The organism is Streptococcus sp. NLN76, from assembly GCF_015686645.1.
In the GTDB taxonomy this organism is placed as follows: domain Bacteria; phylum Bacillota; class Bacilli; order Lactobacillales; family Streptococcaceae; genus Streptococcus.
The window spans coordinates 1-16,420 of record NZ_JADPMS010000020.1; the positions used below are offsets into that span (position 1 = coordinate 1).

General features: G+C 41.5%; 14 protein-coding genes. All 14 read left to right on the forward strand.

Annotated elements, in window-relative coordinates; all coding sequences use genetic code 11:
* A partial coding sequence (locus I1A59_RS05085; RefSeq protein ID WP_196091203.1) for a transposase occupies positions 1-409 on the forward strand: 409 nt, incomplete at its 5' end.
* A 729-nt stretch (positions 410-1,138) separates the two neighbouring features.
* Positions 1,139-2,275, forward strand: a complete 1,137-nt coding sequence (gene ugpC / locus I1A59_RS05090) for a sn-glycerol-3-phosphate ABC transporter ATP-binding protein UgpC (protein WP_196091731.1) — start codon at positions 1,139-1,141, stop codon at positions 2,273-2,275.
* Positions 2,276-2,296: 21 nt separating this feature from the next.
* Positions 2,297-3,007 carry an N-acetylmannosamine-6-phosphate 2-epimerase gene (locus tag I1A59_RS05095; protein WP_196091732.1) on the forward strand — a complete coding sequence of 237 codons (711 nt, stop codon included), beginning with the start codon at positions 2,297-2,299 and terminating at the stop codon, positions 3,005-3,007.
* Between the two features lie 7 nt (positions 3,008-3,014).
* Positions 3,015-4,325, forward strand: a complete 1,311-nt coding sequence (locus tag I1A59_RS05100; RefSeq protein ID WP_196091733.1) for an ABC transporter substrate-binding protein — start codon at positions 3,015-3,017, stop codon at positions 4,323-4,325.
* A gap of 707 nt (positions 4,326-5,032) precedes the next feature.
* Positions 5,033-5,941, forward strand: a complete 909-nt coding sequence (locus I1A59_RS05105) for a sugar ABC transporter permease (RefSeq protein WP_196091757.1) — start codon at positions 5,033-5,035, stop codon at positions 5,939-5,941.
* A 5-nt stretch (positions 5,942-5,946) separates the two neighbouring features.
* Positions 5,947-6,780 carry a carbohydrate ABC transporter permease gene (locus tag I1A59_RS05110; RefSeq protein ID WP_196091734.1) on the forward strand — a complete coding sequence of 278 codons (834 nt, stop codon included), beginning with the start codon at positions 5,947-5,949 and terminating at the stop codon, positions 6,778-6,780.
* A gap of 4 nt (positions 6,781-6,784) precedes the next feature.
* Positions 6,785-7,444: a hypothetical protein gene (locus I1A59_RS05115; protein WP_196091735.1), complete on the forward strand. Its 660-nt coding sequence runs from the start codon at positions 6,785-6,787 to the stop codon at positions 7,442-7,444.
* Entirely contained in the window at positions 7,431-8,345 is a 915-nt protein-coding gene (locus I1A59_RS05120; protein WP_196091736.1) for a dihydrodipicolinate synthase family protein, read from the forward strand. The genes I1A59_RS05115 and I1A59_RS05120 overlap by 14 nt, the downstream gene beginning before the upstream one ends.
* 627 nt (positions 8,346-8,972) lie before the next feature.
* On the forward strand, positions 8,973-9,887 hold the full coding sequence (locus I1A59_RS05125; protein WP_196091737.1) for an ROK family protein: 915 nt from the start codon (positions 8,973-8,975) through the stop codon (positions 9,885-9,887).
* A gap of 49 nt (positions 9,888-9,936) precedes the next feature.
* Positions 9,937-10,770: a MurR/RpiR family transcriptional regulator gene (locus I1A59_RS05130; protein ID WP_196091738.1), complete on the forward strand. Its 834-nt coding sequence runs from the start codon at positions 9,937-9,939 to the stop codon at positions 10,768-10,770.
* A 451-nt stretch (positions 10,771-11,221) separates the two neighbouring features.
* Positions 11,222-13,042 carry an acyltransferase family protein gene (locus I1A59_RS05135; RefSeq protein ID WP_196091739.1) on the forward strand — a complete coding sequence of 607 codons (1,821 nt, stop codon included), beginning with the start codon at positions 11,222-11,224 and terminating at the stop codon, positions 13,040-13,042.
* Between the two features lie 589 nt (positions 13,043-13,631).
* Positions 13,632-14,924 carry a solute carrier family 23 protein gene (locus I1A59_RS05140; RefSeq protein WP_196091740.1) on the forward strand — a complete coding sequence of 431 codons (1,293 nt, stop codon included), beginning with the start codon at positions 13,632-13,634 and terminating at the stop codon, positions 14,922-14,924.
* A gap of 312 nt (positions 14,925-15,236) precedes the next feature.
* Positions 15,237-15,545: a 30S ribosomal protein S10 gene (gene rpsJ, locus I1A59_RS05145; protein ID WP_135036571.1), complete on the forward strand. Its 309-nt coding sequence runs from the start codon at positions 15,237-15,239 to the stop codon at positions 15,543-15,545.
* A 245-nt stretch (positions 15,546-15,790) separates the two neighbouring features.
* Positions 15,791-16,417 carry a 50S ribosomal protein L3 gene (rplC, locus tag I1A59_RS05150; RefSeq protein WP_135036568.1) on the forward strand — a complete coding sequence of 209 codons (627 nt, stop codon included), beginning with the start codon at positions 15,791-15,793 and terminating at the stop codon, positions 16,415-16,417.
* Positions 16,418-16,420 lie beyond the last annotated feature (3 nt).

The window sequence follows — 16,420 nt, forward strand, 5'->3', positions numbered from 1 at the left end:
TGGTGCTAGCGAAGAATGTTTTCAACTTTACCGAAAACGAGGACAGTCTGAAAATTTCATAAAAGAGATGAAGTCTGGATTTTTTGGGGATAAGACAGATAGTTCAACTCTAATCAAGAATGAAGTTCGTATGATGATTTCTTGCTTGGCCTATAATCTTTCCTTATTTATGAAGCATCTAGCTAGTGGGTCTGTGAAGAATTTGACGATGAAACGTTTTCGGAAACTGTTTGTGAATATAGCTGGAAAATGCGTCAAAAGTGCTAGAAAACAAATTCTAAAACTGTCTAATCTCTATTCTCTGAAGGATGAGTTTCAGGCTCTCTTTGAGCGAATTTCCAGACTAGATTTCTCACTCCCCGTTCTCTATGCAGTAAGGGATACCAGTCCTCCTTTGTTAGGAAATTAGGATACCGAATCAAATAGAATACATTTTTAAAAATCGAGAGTCGCACCAAGGGCGGAGTCTACCCTTTTTTAGGGTGCTAAGGTAGCAGACCCATCTTTATTTATAGAAAAGCTTGATCGTTCATAAAAATCATCAGAACTGCAATTGTTTATTGCTTGTTTCTGATGATTTTTTTGATAGTTACGCAAAGATATTCAGGGTATGAATAATTCGGGTTAAAAACTAAAAAAGTATAGCAGATAGGAGAGCGAAGCAACTAACGATAGTTCGCCCTTATTGAGAGAACATTTCATGTTCTCTAATCCAGAAACTCAAAGAGTCAATCCCTGAGCCTTAAAACAAGAAAGCGAAGACAGTCTAGGGATAGACTATTTGTACCTGAGCCTAACAATAAAAGAGCGAGGTCGTTTTGGGGAGAAACCGTTTCAGTTTACAACATGAAATAAAGACTTGTAACGAACAATTTTTTTGCGAAAATCGTTCTGTCTCACTCTCTAGCCCTCTTTTTTTGCAGTGTATAGCCATTAGAATTTGTTTCCGAATCGTAAGAGATTGGAGAAACATTATGTGTTTGTTCGTCTGAAAGAACTTTCATCCCCTTCTCGAAATAGTGAGTTTTAGGAACTGTGACCAGAATTGTAAAATTGATTGTAAACGCTTTCTATTCGATATATAATAGGCTTGAAGATAAGTAAGTTAGTATTATATGTGACAACAAGGAGGAAAGTGATGACAGAGTTGCAATTGAATCATTTGTATAAACGTTATCCCAATAGTACTTTTTACTCAGTGGAGGATTTTGATTTGCAGATTCAAGATCGGGAATTCATTGTTTTTGTAGGACCATCTGGTTGTGGAAAGTCAACTACTTTAAGAATGATTGCCGGTTTAGAAGATATCACAGAAGGAGAGCTTTATATTGGTGATCAATTGGTTAATGACATTGCTCCCAAAGATCGTGACATCGCCATGGTTTTTCAGAATTATGCTCTCTATCCACATATGACGGTTTATGAAAATATGGCATTTGGCTTGAAATTGAGAAAATATACCAAGGAAGATATTGATCAACGTGTAAAAGAAGCGGCAGAGATTTTAGGGTTAAAGGAATTTCTAAATCGAAAACCGGCAGATTTATCAGGTGGTCAGCGTCAGAGGGTTGCAATGGGGAGAGCCATTGTGCGTGATGCAAAGGTTTTCTTGATGGATGAACCCTTATCGAATTTAGATGCGAAGTTACGGGTTTCTATGAGGGCAGAGATTGCTAAAATTCATAAGCGTATCGGTGCTACAACAATCTATGTAACGCATGATCAAACAGAGGCTATGACGTTGGCGGACAGAATTGTCATTATGAGTGCCACAAAAAATACAGAGGGAACTGGGACAATTGGTAGGATTGAACAGATCGGGACGCCGCAAGAACTGTACAATGAGCCCAAGAATATGTTTGTTGCAGGTTTTATTGGGAGCCCTGCCATGAATTTCTTTACAGTGGATGTATCTCGCAATCTCATTTCTGATGGGAATCAATTTAGCGTAACCTTACCTGAGGGAATCCAGAAAATGCTGCAAGCGCAAGATCAATTGCATAAAAAATTGATATTTGGAATCAGACCAGAGGCCATCTCAGCAGATCCGATTGCCTTAGAGACTTTCCCCCAAGCTGTTATTGAAGCTGAGGTCATTGTTGCAGAGTTATTGGGGAGCGATTCAATTCTCTATTGTAAGATTGGGGAACAAGAATTTGCTGCGCGAGTGGATGCTGCCAACCATGTTGTAGCTGGTCAAAAGGTATCGTTAGCCTTTAATATCAGTAAAGGACACTTTTTTGATCCGGAAACAGGGATTCGCATTTTCAACTAGGTAGAAAGGTGATGAGAAGTATTGAGAGATAAAAAGAAGTCACTGTTTAAAGAACAAGTGGCAGGAGGAATTATTGTTTCTTGTCAAGCTTTACCAGGAGAACCCTTGTATCGTACTGAGGGAGGGGTCATTCCTTTGTTGGCGCAAGCTGCTGAAGAGGGTGGAGCGCGTGGATTGCGGGCAAATAGTGTGAGGGATATTCAAGAAATTAAAGAAGTTTCGGATTTGCCTATTATCGGTATTATTAAGCGGGACTATCCCCCACAAGAACCTTTTATTACAGCAACTATGCGAGAGGTTGATGAGTTGGCTCAAATAGGTGTAGATGTGATAGCGCTTGATTGTACGCATCGTGAACGGTATGATGGACGGCCTCTTTTTGAATTTTTAAAAGAAATTCAAGAAAAATATCCAGAGCAATTATGGATGGCGGATATCTCTACCTTAGAAGAAGGACGAGCGGCAGCGGAGGCGGGAATCGATTTTATTGGGACGACCTTATCTGGCTATACATCTTATAGCCGTCAGGAGGATGGACCTGATTTTGAGTTAATCCGACAATTGGTTGAAGAAGGATTTGATGTGATTGCTGAGGGGAAAATTCATAGTCCTGAGCAGGCAAGGATGGTCTATGATTTAGGAGTTACGAGCCTTGTAGTTGGAGGGGCCATAACGCGCCCTAAAGAAATTACGGAACGATTTGTAGCTGCAATTCAAGCAGATAGAAAGTAGGTTATTTATGAAAATGCAGAAAGTTTTGGCTGGATTTTTAACGGCATCAGCAGTTGTTTTTTTAACAGCTTGTGGTTCGTCAGAGTCAGGGGGACAAAATGCGAGTAAAGATGGAGGAAAGACTGAGATTACCTGGTGGGCCTTTCCTGTCTTTACTCAAGAAAAAGCTAGTGATGGTGTAGGAACTTATGAAAAGCGGTTAATTGAGGCCTTTGAAGCCAAACATCCAGATGTAAAAATTAATTTAGAGACCATTGATTTTAAATCAGGTCCTGAGAAAATTACGACAGCCATTGAAGCGGGTACAGCTCCAGATATCCTATTTGATGCTCCAGGCCGGATTATTCAATATGGTAAAAATGGGAAATTGGAAAATCTCGATGATCTTTTTACTGAGGAATTTGAAAAAGATGTTGCAACTCCTGAGGTTCTCCAAGCTAGTAAAGCCGGGGATACAGCTTACATGTATCCAATTAGCTCCGCTCCATTCTACATGGCACTGAATAAAGAAATGCTGAAAGAGGCCGGTGTTTTGGACCTTGTAAAAGAGGGATGGACAACAGATGATTTTGAAAAAGTCTTAAAAGCCTTAAAAGACAAAGGCTATCAGCCAGGATCGTTATTCAGCAATGGTCAAGGTGGGGATCAAGGAACCCGTGCTTTCCTAGCTAATATTGGCGGTGGAGCTGTCACAGATCCAGAAGTAACGCGCTATACAACAGATAGTCCAGAATTTATTGCGGCCTTGGAGAAAGCTCAAGAATGGTTAGACAAAGGGTATTTGGCAAATGGTTCTCAATTTGATGGTGGAACGGATATTCAAAACTTTGCAAATGGACAGACTTCCTACACTCTTTTGTGGACACCGGCACAACAAGGGATTCAAGAAAAATTACTTCAAGCTAGTGGGGTAGAGGTTGTTGAAATTCCATTCCCTGCTCCAAAAGGTCAACCATCCTTGGAATATCTCGTGAATGGTTTTGCTGTCTTTAAAAATGGGGATGCACAAAAAGTTAAATATGCCAAAGAGTTTGTTCAGTTTATTGCAGATGATAAGGAGTGGGGACCTAAGAATGTTGTTCGAACAGGAGCCTTCCCAGTTCGTGTTTCTTATGGAAAATTATATGATGATGAACGCATGGATCGTATTGGCTCATGGACACAGTACTATTCACCTTATTACAATACAATAGATGGTTTTGCGGAAATGCGTACACTTTGGTTCCCAATGCTACAAGCAGTCTCAAATGGAGATGAGAAACCGGAGCAAGCATTGAAAGACTTTACAAAGAAAGCAAATGAAACAATTCATGAATAGTAGTTGTTAAAAGAGAGCGGATTCAAACGGCAACATTAAAATTTTAGTGTATGAGTGGGCTAGTTGACTTGGCTGTTTTCAGAGTTCAAAGGGTCAGTGATTGGCTCTTTGAGCTTCTTGAGAAGAGAGTCGAGAAATGCTGTTTTGCAAGTATCATTTGGCGACTATGGCAGTAGACAATGCTATTAGAGCAATCTCACCCATTGCATCAAGGTTGGTTAGATACTCTTTCAAAATCTCTTTAGCCTTGTCAGACCCGTAGCCCAGGAGACTATGGGAGGTTCGAGGTATAAAAAAGCAGAGCTTTTGTCAGATTTGCGCCCGTCAGTGTTGTTTGTAGCTTATCCTCGAAGTAGTTCGAAATCTGAAACGAATTTTAATCCAGGAATTGGATTAAAATTTATAGGTAATGAAGCAAGCATCGCTTGCCATCAATCCGATGGAGACAGTTCAACAGGTCTGGGAGACCTGTTGAATCTTATCAATAAGCGTGCAATGCACGCAATCAATAAGTTCGGCGACGAGGATTAACACATTCAGACTTTGAAATGTAATGAGTATGACTTTCTCTGAACATACTTGCGACAGTATATTTGCACGCAAGTAATCAGGTTTGCCCTAGGGTGCTAATCGTGATTCGTTTTTGAACGGATTAGAGTATAAAATCAGAAGATTGAGCTTGTTGCCCCATTCTCTTTCCCACTACCATTTTTGAAGGGAGGTTCCTTGTGAAATTATCGAAGCTTCGTTTACAGGAAACGATTGTTGCTTACAGTTTCCTGGCTCCAATTTTATTGTTTTTTACTTGTTTTGTCTTGGCACCGATGATTATGGGATTTGTGACTAGTTTTTTTGATTACTCTATGACTAGTTTTGAGTTTATTGGTTTTGAAAATTACAGTCGCCTATTTCAGGATTCGGTATTTTTGAAGTCTTTGTGGAATACTTTGCTAATTGTGATTGGATCAGTACCTATTGTAGTATTCTTTTCATTATTTGTGGCTTCCCAGACTTACCAACAACATGTAATTTCCCGCTCTTTTTACCGCTTTGTTTTTTTCTTACCAGTGGTAACAGGAAGTGTTGCTGTTACAGTTGTATGGAAGTGGATTTATGATCCTTTATCTGGAATTTTAAATTTTGTTTTAAAATCATCTCATATTATTGAACAGAATATTTCCTGGTTGGGAGATAAACAGTGGGCTTTGCTGGCTATCATTATCATCTTACTCACAACATCTGTTGGTCAGCCGATTATTTTGTACATAGCAGCGATGGGGAATATTGATCATTCTTTAGTTGAAGCTGCTAGGGTTGATGGAGCCACGGAGTCTCAAGTTTTTTGGAATGTGAAATGGCCAAGCTTACTTCCAACAACCTTGTATATTGCAATCATTACAACGATTAATTCATTTCAGTGTTTCGCCTTGATACAGTTGCTGACTTCTGGTGGTCCCAATTATGCAACGAGCACGTTAATGTATTATTTGTACGAAAAAGCCTTCCAATTGACAGAGTATGGTTATGCGAATACGATTGGTGTCGTTTTAGCCGTCATCATCGCTCTTGTTAGCTTTGTTCAATTAAGACTATTTGGAAATGAAGTGGATTACTAGGAGGCATGAGGATGAAGAGTAGGCTAAGTGTATTTAAAATTTTGTCAACTGTAATCTTACTGGCGTTGACCTTATTTTTCATTTTTCCTTTTTACTGGATTTTAACAGGGGCGTTTAAGTCACAACCGGATACGATTGTCATTCCTCCGCAATGGTGGCCGTCTCAACCAACTTGGGAAAATTTTGAGCAACTCTTATTTCAAAATCCAGCTACGCATTGGTTATGGAATTCCATTTTTATATCCACAGCGACCATGTTGCTAGTTTGTGTAACATCATCATTGGCTGGTTATGTATTGGCTAAAAAACGTTTTTATGGTCAAAGATGGTTGTTCTTGCTATTTGTAGCTTCAATGGCCTTGCCTAAGCAGGTGATCTTAGTTCCTTTGGTACGTATTGTTAATTTTCTAGGGATACATGATAGTTTGGCAGCAGTAATTCTACCGCTAGTAGGATGGCCTTTCGGAGTTTTTTTGATGAAGCAGTTCAGTGAAAATATTCCGACAGAATTGCTTGAATCAGCTAAAATTGACGGCTGTGGAGAGCTCTCAACCTTTTGGAATGTAGCCTTTCCGATTGTGAAACCAGGTTTTGCAGCTTTAGCAATCTTTACCTTTATCAATACTTGGAATGATTATTTTATGCAACTTGTCATGTTGACATCGAGGGAGAATTTAACTATTTCTCTGGGAGTCGCCACCATGCAAGCTGAAATGGCTACCAATTATGGTGTGATTATGGCTGGGGCTGCTCTAGCTTCGGTACCGATTGTGGTAGTCTTCCTACTGTTCCAAAAGTCATTTACACAAGGAATTACGATGGGGGCAGTGAAAGGATAATGAGATGAATCGGGAAACATGGACAAGGCTCTTTCGAACAGATCAGTGGTTGTGGCTGAGAGCAAATCAGATTTTTCATGTATTATTGTTAAATGTTTGTTGGCTTTTGGGTACTCTACCGGTTATTACTTGGGGTGTTACTCGCCTTGCTTTGGTAAGAGCTTTACAGACATGGAATCCCCAGGAAGTGACTCAAGTGGCTATTCCTTTTATAGCAATGATCAGAGATTATTGGAGAAGGGGATTGGTATTAGGGGGGCTTGATCTATTTCTTCGATTTCTCTGCATTGGCTGTTTTCTAATCGTACTGCCTCAAACGGATCCCTTATTTCTTTTCTGGAAAATTGCACTCCTACCAATTTACTTGTGGCTTGATTTGTATTTCTTTTATGCCTATCCTTTAGTAGCTAGGGGAGTGTGGGGGTGGTATCCGCTGTGTATGCAGATTTTGGGGCAGTTGGTGGGGCACCCTGTGCGGAATCTCGTTTTGTTGATGATTCCGGTTTTAGTAGCCTTCTGCTGCTTGAGTCACGGGGTTAGTCTGCTGCTTTATCTATTTTTTCAATGTACAATTGGGCAAGCCTTATGGGCCTGGATACAAGTGTGGGCTACGGGCAAGAGTGTAGTGGATGAAAATGGAGAAAATGTGAATGAGTTTATTTAAATATAAAGGAATTATTCCAGCTTTGTATGCTTGTTATGATGAAGAGGGGGAAGTGGATTCCGTAAGGATTCAGAAATTGGTTCGGTACTACATGACCCAGGGAGTTAGAGGGCTTTATGTGAATGGTTCTTCAGGAGAGTGTATTTATCAAAATGTGGCAGATCGAAAAAAGATTCTTGAGGCAGTGATGGAAGTGGCGTCTGACTCCTTAACGATTATTAACCATGTTGCGTGTAATAATACCAGAGATAGTGTGGAGCTTGCCAAGCATTCTGAAAAACTGGGAGTAGATGCTATCGCAGCAATTCCACCAATTTATTTTAAACTCTCGGAGGAGGCGATAGCAGATTACTGGAATACCATTAGTAAAGCTGCACCCAACACGGACTTCATTCTTTACAATATACCTCAACTAGCAGGAGTTGCTCTAACAGAAAAATTATACAAAAAGATGTTGGACAATCCCTGCGTGATAGGGGTTAAAAACTCTTCCTTGTCTGTTCAAGACATTCAACTATTTTCCCAATTAGGAGGCGATGAAAGGATCGTCTTTAATGGCCCAGATGAACAGTATATAGCTGGAAGAGTCATGGGCGCTGAAGCAGGAATTGGTGGTACCTATGGCGTTATGCCAGCTCTATTTGTGAAATTAGAGGAATTTATTCAAAACAATCAGCTAATCAAAGCTAGAGATTTACAAAAAAAGCTGAATCAAGTAATCGCATTATTGACCAGTGGTCGAAGTCATCTATATGCTTTAGCGAAGGAGGTCTTATCCCGAAAAGAAGGTCTAGCCTTGGGATCGGTGCGAGCGCCCCTCCCTGCTTTTCAAAAGGAGGATGAGAAACTGGTGACGCAGATTATTGCCTTACTTCTAGAAATTGAGGCAACTCTGTTGTAAGGAGCTCATAAATATTTTTAATACTCGAAACATTTCGAAATCTGAAACGAATTTTAATCCAGGAATTGGATTAAAATTTATAGGTAATGAAGCAAGCGTCGCTTGCCATCAATCCGATGAAGACAGTTCAACAGGTCTGGGAGACCTGTTGAATCTTATCAATAAGCGTGCAATGCACGCAATCAATAAGTTCGGCGAAGAGGATTAACACATTCAGATTTTGAAATGTAATGAGTATAAGAATCTTTGAAACCTTCTATTTTCTCCCAATCGAGGTATGAAAACTTTGTTGAATCAGCCTTTGGGATGTTTAAGAATTTAGTTTTTCAAGGGTTCCTTTAGAGGTTGGGACGATAGTCTCAACCTTCCTCTTTTATATTCGAAACAGTTCGAAATCTGAAAAGGCAATCTGATGAAGGCTGAACTATAGTTCGGCGAAGAAGATTAACACATTCAGATTTTGAAATGTAATGAGTATGAGTATTCTGATTGAAATGAAATTGGTATACGTGAATTGCTCTCTATAGTATTCTAGACGCTAAGATTGGACGATGGTTCATCTGGTTTTTGAAGAGTATCTGAAACTAGCAATTTTTCACAGGAGTATATTTTGAAGGAGAAAATAAGATGCGTATTGTAGGGATTGATATAGGCGGCACAACTATCAAAGCAGATATTTATGATAATCATGGAAAATCGTATGGCTATTTCAGAGAAGAAAAAACAGCTATTGATAAGGGAAAGCAGCAAAATGGGATTGTAGGACAAGTTCTGGCCATTCTAGCAGATTATCAAAAAGAAGTTGTGATTGATGGGATTGCCCTTTCAACAGCCGGTGTGGTGGACTCTCATAAAGGAGAAATTCTTTATGCTGGACCAAGTATTCCTGCTTATCAAGGAGTTAATTTTCGAAAGGAAATAGGGGACAAGCTTGGGATTCCTGTTGCTGTTGAGAATGATGTCAATTGTGCTGTTTTGGCAGAAGCTTGGCTAGGTGCAGCCCAGGGAAAACAGGATGTCGTCATGGTGACGGTAGGTACTGGAATTGGTGGAGGATTTCTTCAATCAGGCCATCTTGTCAGAGGCTCTACATTCACGGGGGGCGAGATAGGCTATATTCCAATAGGAAAGACAACATGGCAAGAGGTGGCGTCCACAACGGCCTTGATTGAGGATTATGAACAGTCTACGGGTCTAGGGGGAATCAATGGAAAAGATGTATGCGATGCTGTGGATCAGGGAAATTCTCTAGCAGAGGCAGTGCTGGATCAATTTATCGATCATCTAGCGACAGGGTTACTGACTTTATCTTATGCCTTAAACCCAGAGATATTACTGATTGGTGGAGGGATTTCAGCTCGCTCTGATTTACTTTTACCACGACTGGAAAAAGTGATGAAAAATCGGATTCAAAATGTTCGATTCCTCCCAGCTGTTATTGCAAAAGCCGCTTTGGGAAACGAAGCTGGTCGTATTGGAGCTGTTCGCCATTTTCTCAATCAATATGGGGAAGAATCCTGTTCTTTGAGGACAAAAGATTGAAAACGCTTTATTTTTTCTCTATACTAAGTATAGAGAGAGGAGGGGGCGCGTGAAATTTTTACCTATAAAAAGAATGATTGAGCTTCATTATGATGAATTGACATGTACGGAGAAGGATATTGCGGACTTTTTTCTGGAGTCTGAACAATCTTTAAATTTTTTGAGGGCTCAGTGTCTAGCTAAACATTTACATGTTTCAGAATCGAGTTTGACACGATTTGCTCAAAAATGTGGTTTCTCAGGTTACCGAGAATTTATTTACCAATTGAAAGAACAACAGGAACAGATGAAGGCTACTTTTAATCCAGCCTTATCGAGTACAATGATACGTATCTTATCAGATTATGAGCAGATTCTTGACACGAGTCAATCCTTATTATCAGAAGTACAAATTGATTGGATGATTCATCACTTGGAACAAGCTAAGCGCGTTTATTTCTACGGAAAAGGATTCTCGGGCTTAGTTGCTCGAGAATTTAGTATCCGTTTTTTACGTTTGGGACTTGTATCTGAGGCGATTATCCATGACGACATGCTGCACTGGATAGATGGCGTTATTGATGAAAGTTGTTTGGTGATTGGTTTATCTGTTTCTGGTCAGACTCAATCTGTCCGCTCAGCTTTAGAGAAAGCCAAGAAGAAAGGGGCCAGTACTTGCTTAATCACAACGCAATATCATCGAATGGATTATGTTGACTGTCTTTTTAGAGTAGCCTCTACAAGACATTTAAATTATGGCAATCGCATTTCTCCTCAATTGCCTTTGTCCATTGCTTTAGATGTTGTATTTGCTTATTTTTTAGATTATGGAGAGAGGGAGAAGAAACAGGCTCTATATGAACGCTCTCTTATCCCAGGCGATGACCCATTACTGGATATTTAGAATTGATTCCCGTGAACTGTTTATTTTGCCCTTGTCAAGCCGCCTTGTTGAAACCATTGATTGCGTGTATCGCATATCTCGCCCAGAAGGATTTATTGAACCATCGTCATTAATTTTCTTAGCCATTTTATAGAAGGATTGGAGTAGTCCAATTTTGTTGCCTTAACTGGAACTGTGAGTGTGGAAGAATTTTTCTGTTTATGGACGATAGTCTTTTAGTACAAGGCAGCGAGTCGTAGACAGGTCAAAACACTGGGGAGATTTTGAGTTTGCTGATACAGCTTTCGAAGAAAGTTTCAAAGAAGTACAGCAAGACGAGTTAACACAGCAATAAAAGATAAACGAAAAGAGAATATAAGGTCTAGCTCCCCAGTTTTCCCACTCTATTTGGAATGTAACCGCATTTACGGTATAATATTAAAAAATAGGAAAAGTTCAGTTAGGAGTTTTTATGCGGATACGCTGGTTTTCTTGCGTTCGGGTCTTGGGGCTTTTGTGGGTCTTGCTCTACCATTTTTATCCCAAGTATTTTCCGGGTGGCTTTATTGGGGTGGATGTCTTTTTCACCTTCTCAGGTTTTCTGATTACCGCCCTCATTATTGATGAGGTGGAGCGCACGGGTCAGGTGAATATGAAATCCTTCCTGCGGCGGCGTTTGTATCGGATTGTACCTCCGGTGGTTCTGATGCTTTTGATTACGATCCCTCTGTCTTGGTTGGTTCGTTTGGAGTACATCACGGACTTGCCGACACAGGTGGCAGGGGTCTTGGGGTATGTGACCAACCTTTATGAGATGCTGACAGGTGGGAATTACGAGGACCAGTTTATCCCCCATCTCTTTGTTCACAATTGGAGTTTGGCGGTGGAGGTTCATTTCTACCTGCTCTGGTCCTTCCTCCTCTATCGCCTTGCCAAGCGTTCTCGCAATGCCTATCAGTTTAGAGGCAGCATCATAACCTTATCCATTCCTCTTTTGGTTCTTTCTTATGGAACCATGGTGTTGGGACTTTTAGCCGGAGCGAGTCCGTCTATGCTTTATTTTGCCAGCCTCAGTCATCTTTTTCCCTTCTTTTTTGGAAGTTTATTAGCGGCGATGACTGGTGTCTCCTCGCTGTCTCTGTCCTTTGAAAAGCGCTTGAAGCATTCCAACTGGCTGGGAATTGTGCTGGGAAGCTTGGTCGGTGTGGGTATTCTGGCCAGTCTGCTAATCCTGCTGCGCTTTGACCAGCCTGTGACCTACCTGGGGGGCTTTGCCTTGGCAGCCCTAGGAGCGACCTTCCTGATCCGCAGTATGCGTCTGCTCCACAATCAATTGCCAGATGTTAAAGAACCAGCCTGGTTGACCTTCTTGGCAGATACTTCCTACGGGGTCTATCTCTTCCACTGGCCTCTGTACATTATCTTTAAGGACCAAATGGTTCACTGGCAAGCGGTTTTCCTCACAGTCCTCCTCTCTTACACCTTTGCTTCTTTTTCTTTTTACATTATGGAACCCATCTTGGCAGGTCGTCAGCACTTCAATAAGCCGGCCCGCATCATTATGGGTATAGCACTGGTTGGCTTGGTGACGGCTAGTGGTGTTCGCCTCTACCAGGCGCCTGCCATGACCAACTTTGCCCGCGACATGGCGGGGAATAACATGGCCCAATCTGCACAAGGATTGGAACGCCTCTATTATCAAGTCAATCCCTCCGCACGGATTGAGAAGCTAGAAGAAGATCAGGAAATCGAGAGCCTGTCCGTTGATGGCGGCCTCTCCCTGATTGGAGATTCCGTGGCCCTAAGGGCTAATGCCCAACTCAACCAAGCCTTCCCAGACGGCAACATCGACGCCGCTGGCAGCCGCAACCTGACCCAGGCGCGTGAGATTATGAACGACCAAGCTAGATCAGGAATCTTGGGGCAGACAGTCGTCATTGGTGTCGGGGTGAACATCGTGGACAATTATAAGGAAGAATTGGACGGCATCGTCAAGGACCTCCCTAAAGGCCACCGCCTTGTCCTCATCACCCCTTACGATGGAAACTCTGACCAGTACATCGAAGCAACCGCAGAAGAAACCTGGAAATATGAACTGAAACTCGCCCAAAAACATACATTTATCACCCTGGCTGACTGGCATAAAGTCTCCCTCGACCACCCTGAAATGTGGGAAGACAGCGACAACATCCACTTCGGTGGCACCGGCGAAGCCATCCAAGAAGGTGCTAAAATTTATACCCAAACCGTCCGCCAAGTAGTCGAAGCTGCACAAGATGGAGCGGTGAAATAAGGATTGTAAGAGACCGACCAGAAAGCTGGCGGTCTTTTTTTGTAGGGCTTTAGAAATGCTCGATTTGGATCTTTGAAGTTCTGAAGCTGTAGGAGAAGTGAATGAATGGACCTATAATATTGCTGCTCTTCGTTTTCTTTCCGAATCGAAGGTCTTGTCAAGAGTCCTAAAATCTGGTAAAATAAATACTCGAAATAAAGACTTTTAAGGTAGGACAGAGAGCCTACTAAGGACTTTTCGAACATTCAGTATAAAATAGGAGTGGGGTTGTGCAAACTCTACACTTGTTTTGTGTGATATTTAATCGAATACAAATCCGCCAGAGTCTCATTTCATGATGAGGCTTTTTTTAAAGCCAAATCAAATAAAACGCGCCTTCTTATTTTGATATAGTCTTTTAGTTTGCTTTAGAATAAGGCTGCGGGTCGTAGACAGCTCAAAATCTCTGAGGGAGATTTTGAGCTTGTTGATAAAACTTTCGAAGAAAGTTTCAAATAAGTACGGCAAGACGAGCTAACACAGTAATAAAAGATAAACTAGAAGAGTATAAAGAATGCCATCAAAATAAGAGAATACAAAGGGGGATAAAATGGCAGAGAAACGTTTGTTATTTGATATTCATGAAAAGCCAGACACTGCAAAAGGGTTGTTGCTAAGTGTGCAACACGTTTTTGCTATGTTTGGGGCGACAATCTTAGTTCCAATTTTGCTAGGAATGTCTATTTCAACAGCTCTTCTAGCTTCAGGGATTGGGACTCTGATCTATATGGTGTCCACTAAATTTAGCGTTCCTGTGTATCTAGGTTCTTCATTTGCCTATATCTCAGCTATGGCTTTTGCCAAGGAGCAAATGGGGGGAGACATCAGTGCGGGCCAAACAGGAATCATGATGGTCGGTTTGATTTATGTGCTTGTCGCCTTGATTGTTTCTAAAATTGGAACAGGTTGGATTGATCGTTTTTTGCCACCAATCGTGATTGGGCCTATGATTATGGTGATCGGGTTGGGACTGGCCAATACAGCGGTCACTTCAGCTGGTTTTGTGCAGGATGGGGATTGGAAGAATATGCTGGTAGCCTCAGTCAGCTTTATGATTGCCGTAACCATCCAAACCCGAGGACGTGGCTTTCTGCGGGTGATTCCATTCTTGATTGCCATTGTCGGAGGCTATCTCGTAGCAGTTCTCTTGGGAATGGTAGATTTTACACCAGTCAAAGAAGCTGCTTGGTTCTCTTTGCCAGATCTTAGCTTGCCATTTGCGACAGGAATTGGAAGTTTTAAAGAATACAAGTTTTACTTCGGACCGGAAGCCTTTGCGATTTTGCCAATTGCGATTGTGACCATCGCGGAGCATGTCGGGGATCATATGGTTCTGGGAGAAATTACAGGTCGAAACTTTTTGAAAAACCCTGGTTTGAATCGAACCCTGATTGGTGATGGGGTGGCGACAGCGGTATCTGCCTTTATCGGTGGGCCAGCCAATACAACTTACGGTGAAAACACAGGGGTTGTTGGTTTGACTCGGATTGCCAGTGTATCTGTCATTCGGAATGCAGCCTTCATCGCCATTGGGCTTAGCTTCTTCTCTAAGTTCACAGCTTTGATTTCAACCATTCCAAGTGCTGTGCTTGGAGGAATGTCCATTCTGCTTTATGGGGTTATTGCCAGTAACGGTTTGAAAGTACTGGTTCGGGCGCGTGTGAACTTTATGGAATCACGGAACTTGGTTATTGCCAGTGCTATGTTGGTTTTAGGCCTTGGTGGTGCGGTCTTGAAACTTGGATCAGACTTTGTGATCTCAGGAACTGCCTTGGCAGCCTTGGTGGGTGTTCTCTTGAACCTCATCTTGCCAGCAGCTTCTGGGGAGTCCAGTGAAGAATAGATTTTTACTAAATAAGTAGAAAAGAGGGGTCTACTTCCCATGATTTATAATCAGAGGGAGTAGGCTTCCCTTTTTTGTTCCGTCTTTCTTCTATATATAAGAAAAAATCTCCTTTTAAATTTTTTTCAAAAAAACTTAGCATTTCCCTTGCAATGCTTCCGCGCGTGTGGTAGACTATTCAAGTGCTGTGAAAAACACAGTCTTAGCTTTGATACAAGAGGTTGCGACACGCTCGGTTGCATTGCCACGCAAGGCGGTCGGTTTTCTTGAGGAGCTAGCCTATTACTTAAATAGACGAAAAAGGAGAAAAAGATGGCAAACAAAAAAATCCGCATTCGCTTGAAGGCTTACGAACACCGTACACTTGACACAGCGGCTGCTAAAATCGTAGAAACTGCTGGTCGTACAGGTGCTGAAGTAGCGGGTCCAATCCCACTACCAACAGAGCGTAGCCTATACACAATCATTCGTGCGACTCACAAATACAAAGATTCTCGCGAACAATTTGAAATGCGGACACACAAACGTTTGATCGACATCATCAACCCAACTCAAAAAACAGTTGACGCTTTGATGAAATTGGACCTTCCAAGTGGTGTAAACGTAGAGATCAAACTTTAATCAGAAAGCGAAGAACCCAAGTAAGTCTGTCAATAGAACTAGATAGAGTTGATCTGGGTCTCTCTTCGATAATTGAACCCGGCCTGAGCGCTGTGCAAAAAAGATAAACCTCCTAGTGTTCTTGGAACACATCGTCGGTTCCCTATTTTTGCTTTGCACTCTGAGACCTTGGTATCTTCATTTGAGCATGAAAAACGCTCGTTAAAAACTTTTTGAAAAAATAGAAAGAAAAGGAACATTTTCTCATGACAAAAGGAATCTTAGGGAAAAAAGTGGGAATGACTCAAATCTTCACTGAATCAGGTGAGTTTATCCCTGTTACTGTTATTGAAGCAGCTCCAAACGTTGTTCTTCAAGTTAAAACAGTTGAAACAGACGGATACAACGCCGTTCAAGTTGGTTTTGATGACAAACGTGAAGTATTGAGCAACAAACCTGCCAAAGGCCATGTAGCAAAAGCTAACACAGCTCCTAAGCGCTTCATTCGTGAATTCAAAAACATTGAAGGCTTGGCAGTTGGTGACGAAATCTCAGTTGACACTTTCCAAGCTGGAGATGTTGTTGATGTAACAGGAACTTCAAAAGGTAAAGGTTTCCAAGGTGTCATCAAACGCCATGGTCAATCACGTGGACCTATGTCTCACGGTTCTCGTTACCACCGTCGTCCTGGTTCAATGGGACCAGTTGATCCAAACCGCGTCTTCAAAAACAAACGTTTGGCTGGACGTATGGGTGGCGACCGTGTAACAATCCAAAACCTTGAAATTGTTCAAGTTGTTCCAGAGAAAAACGTTATCTTGATCAAAGGTAATGTACCAGGTGCTAAGAAATCTCTTATCACTATCAAATCAGCAGTGAAGGCTGCTAAATAATAA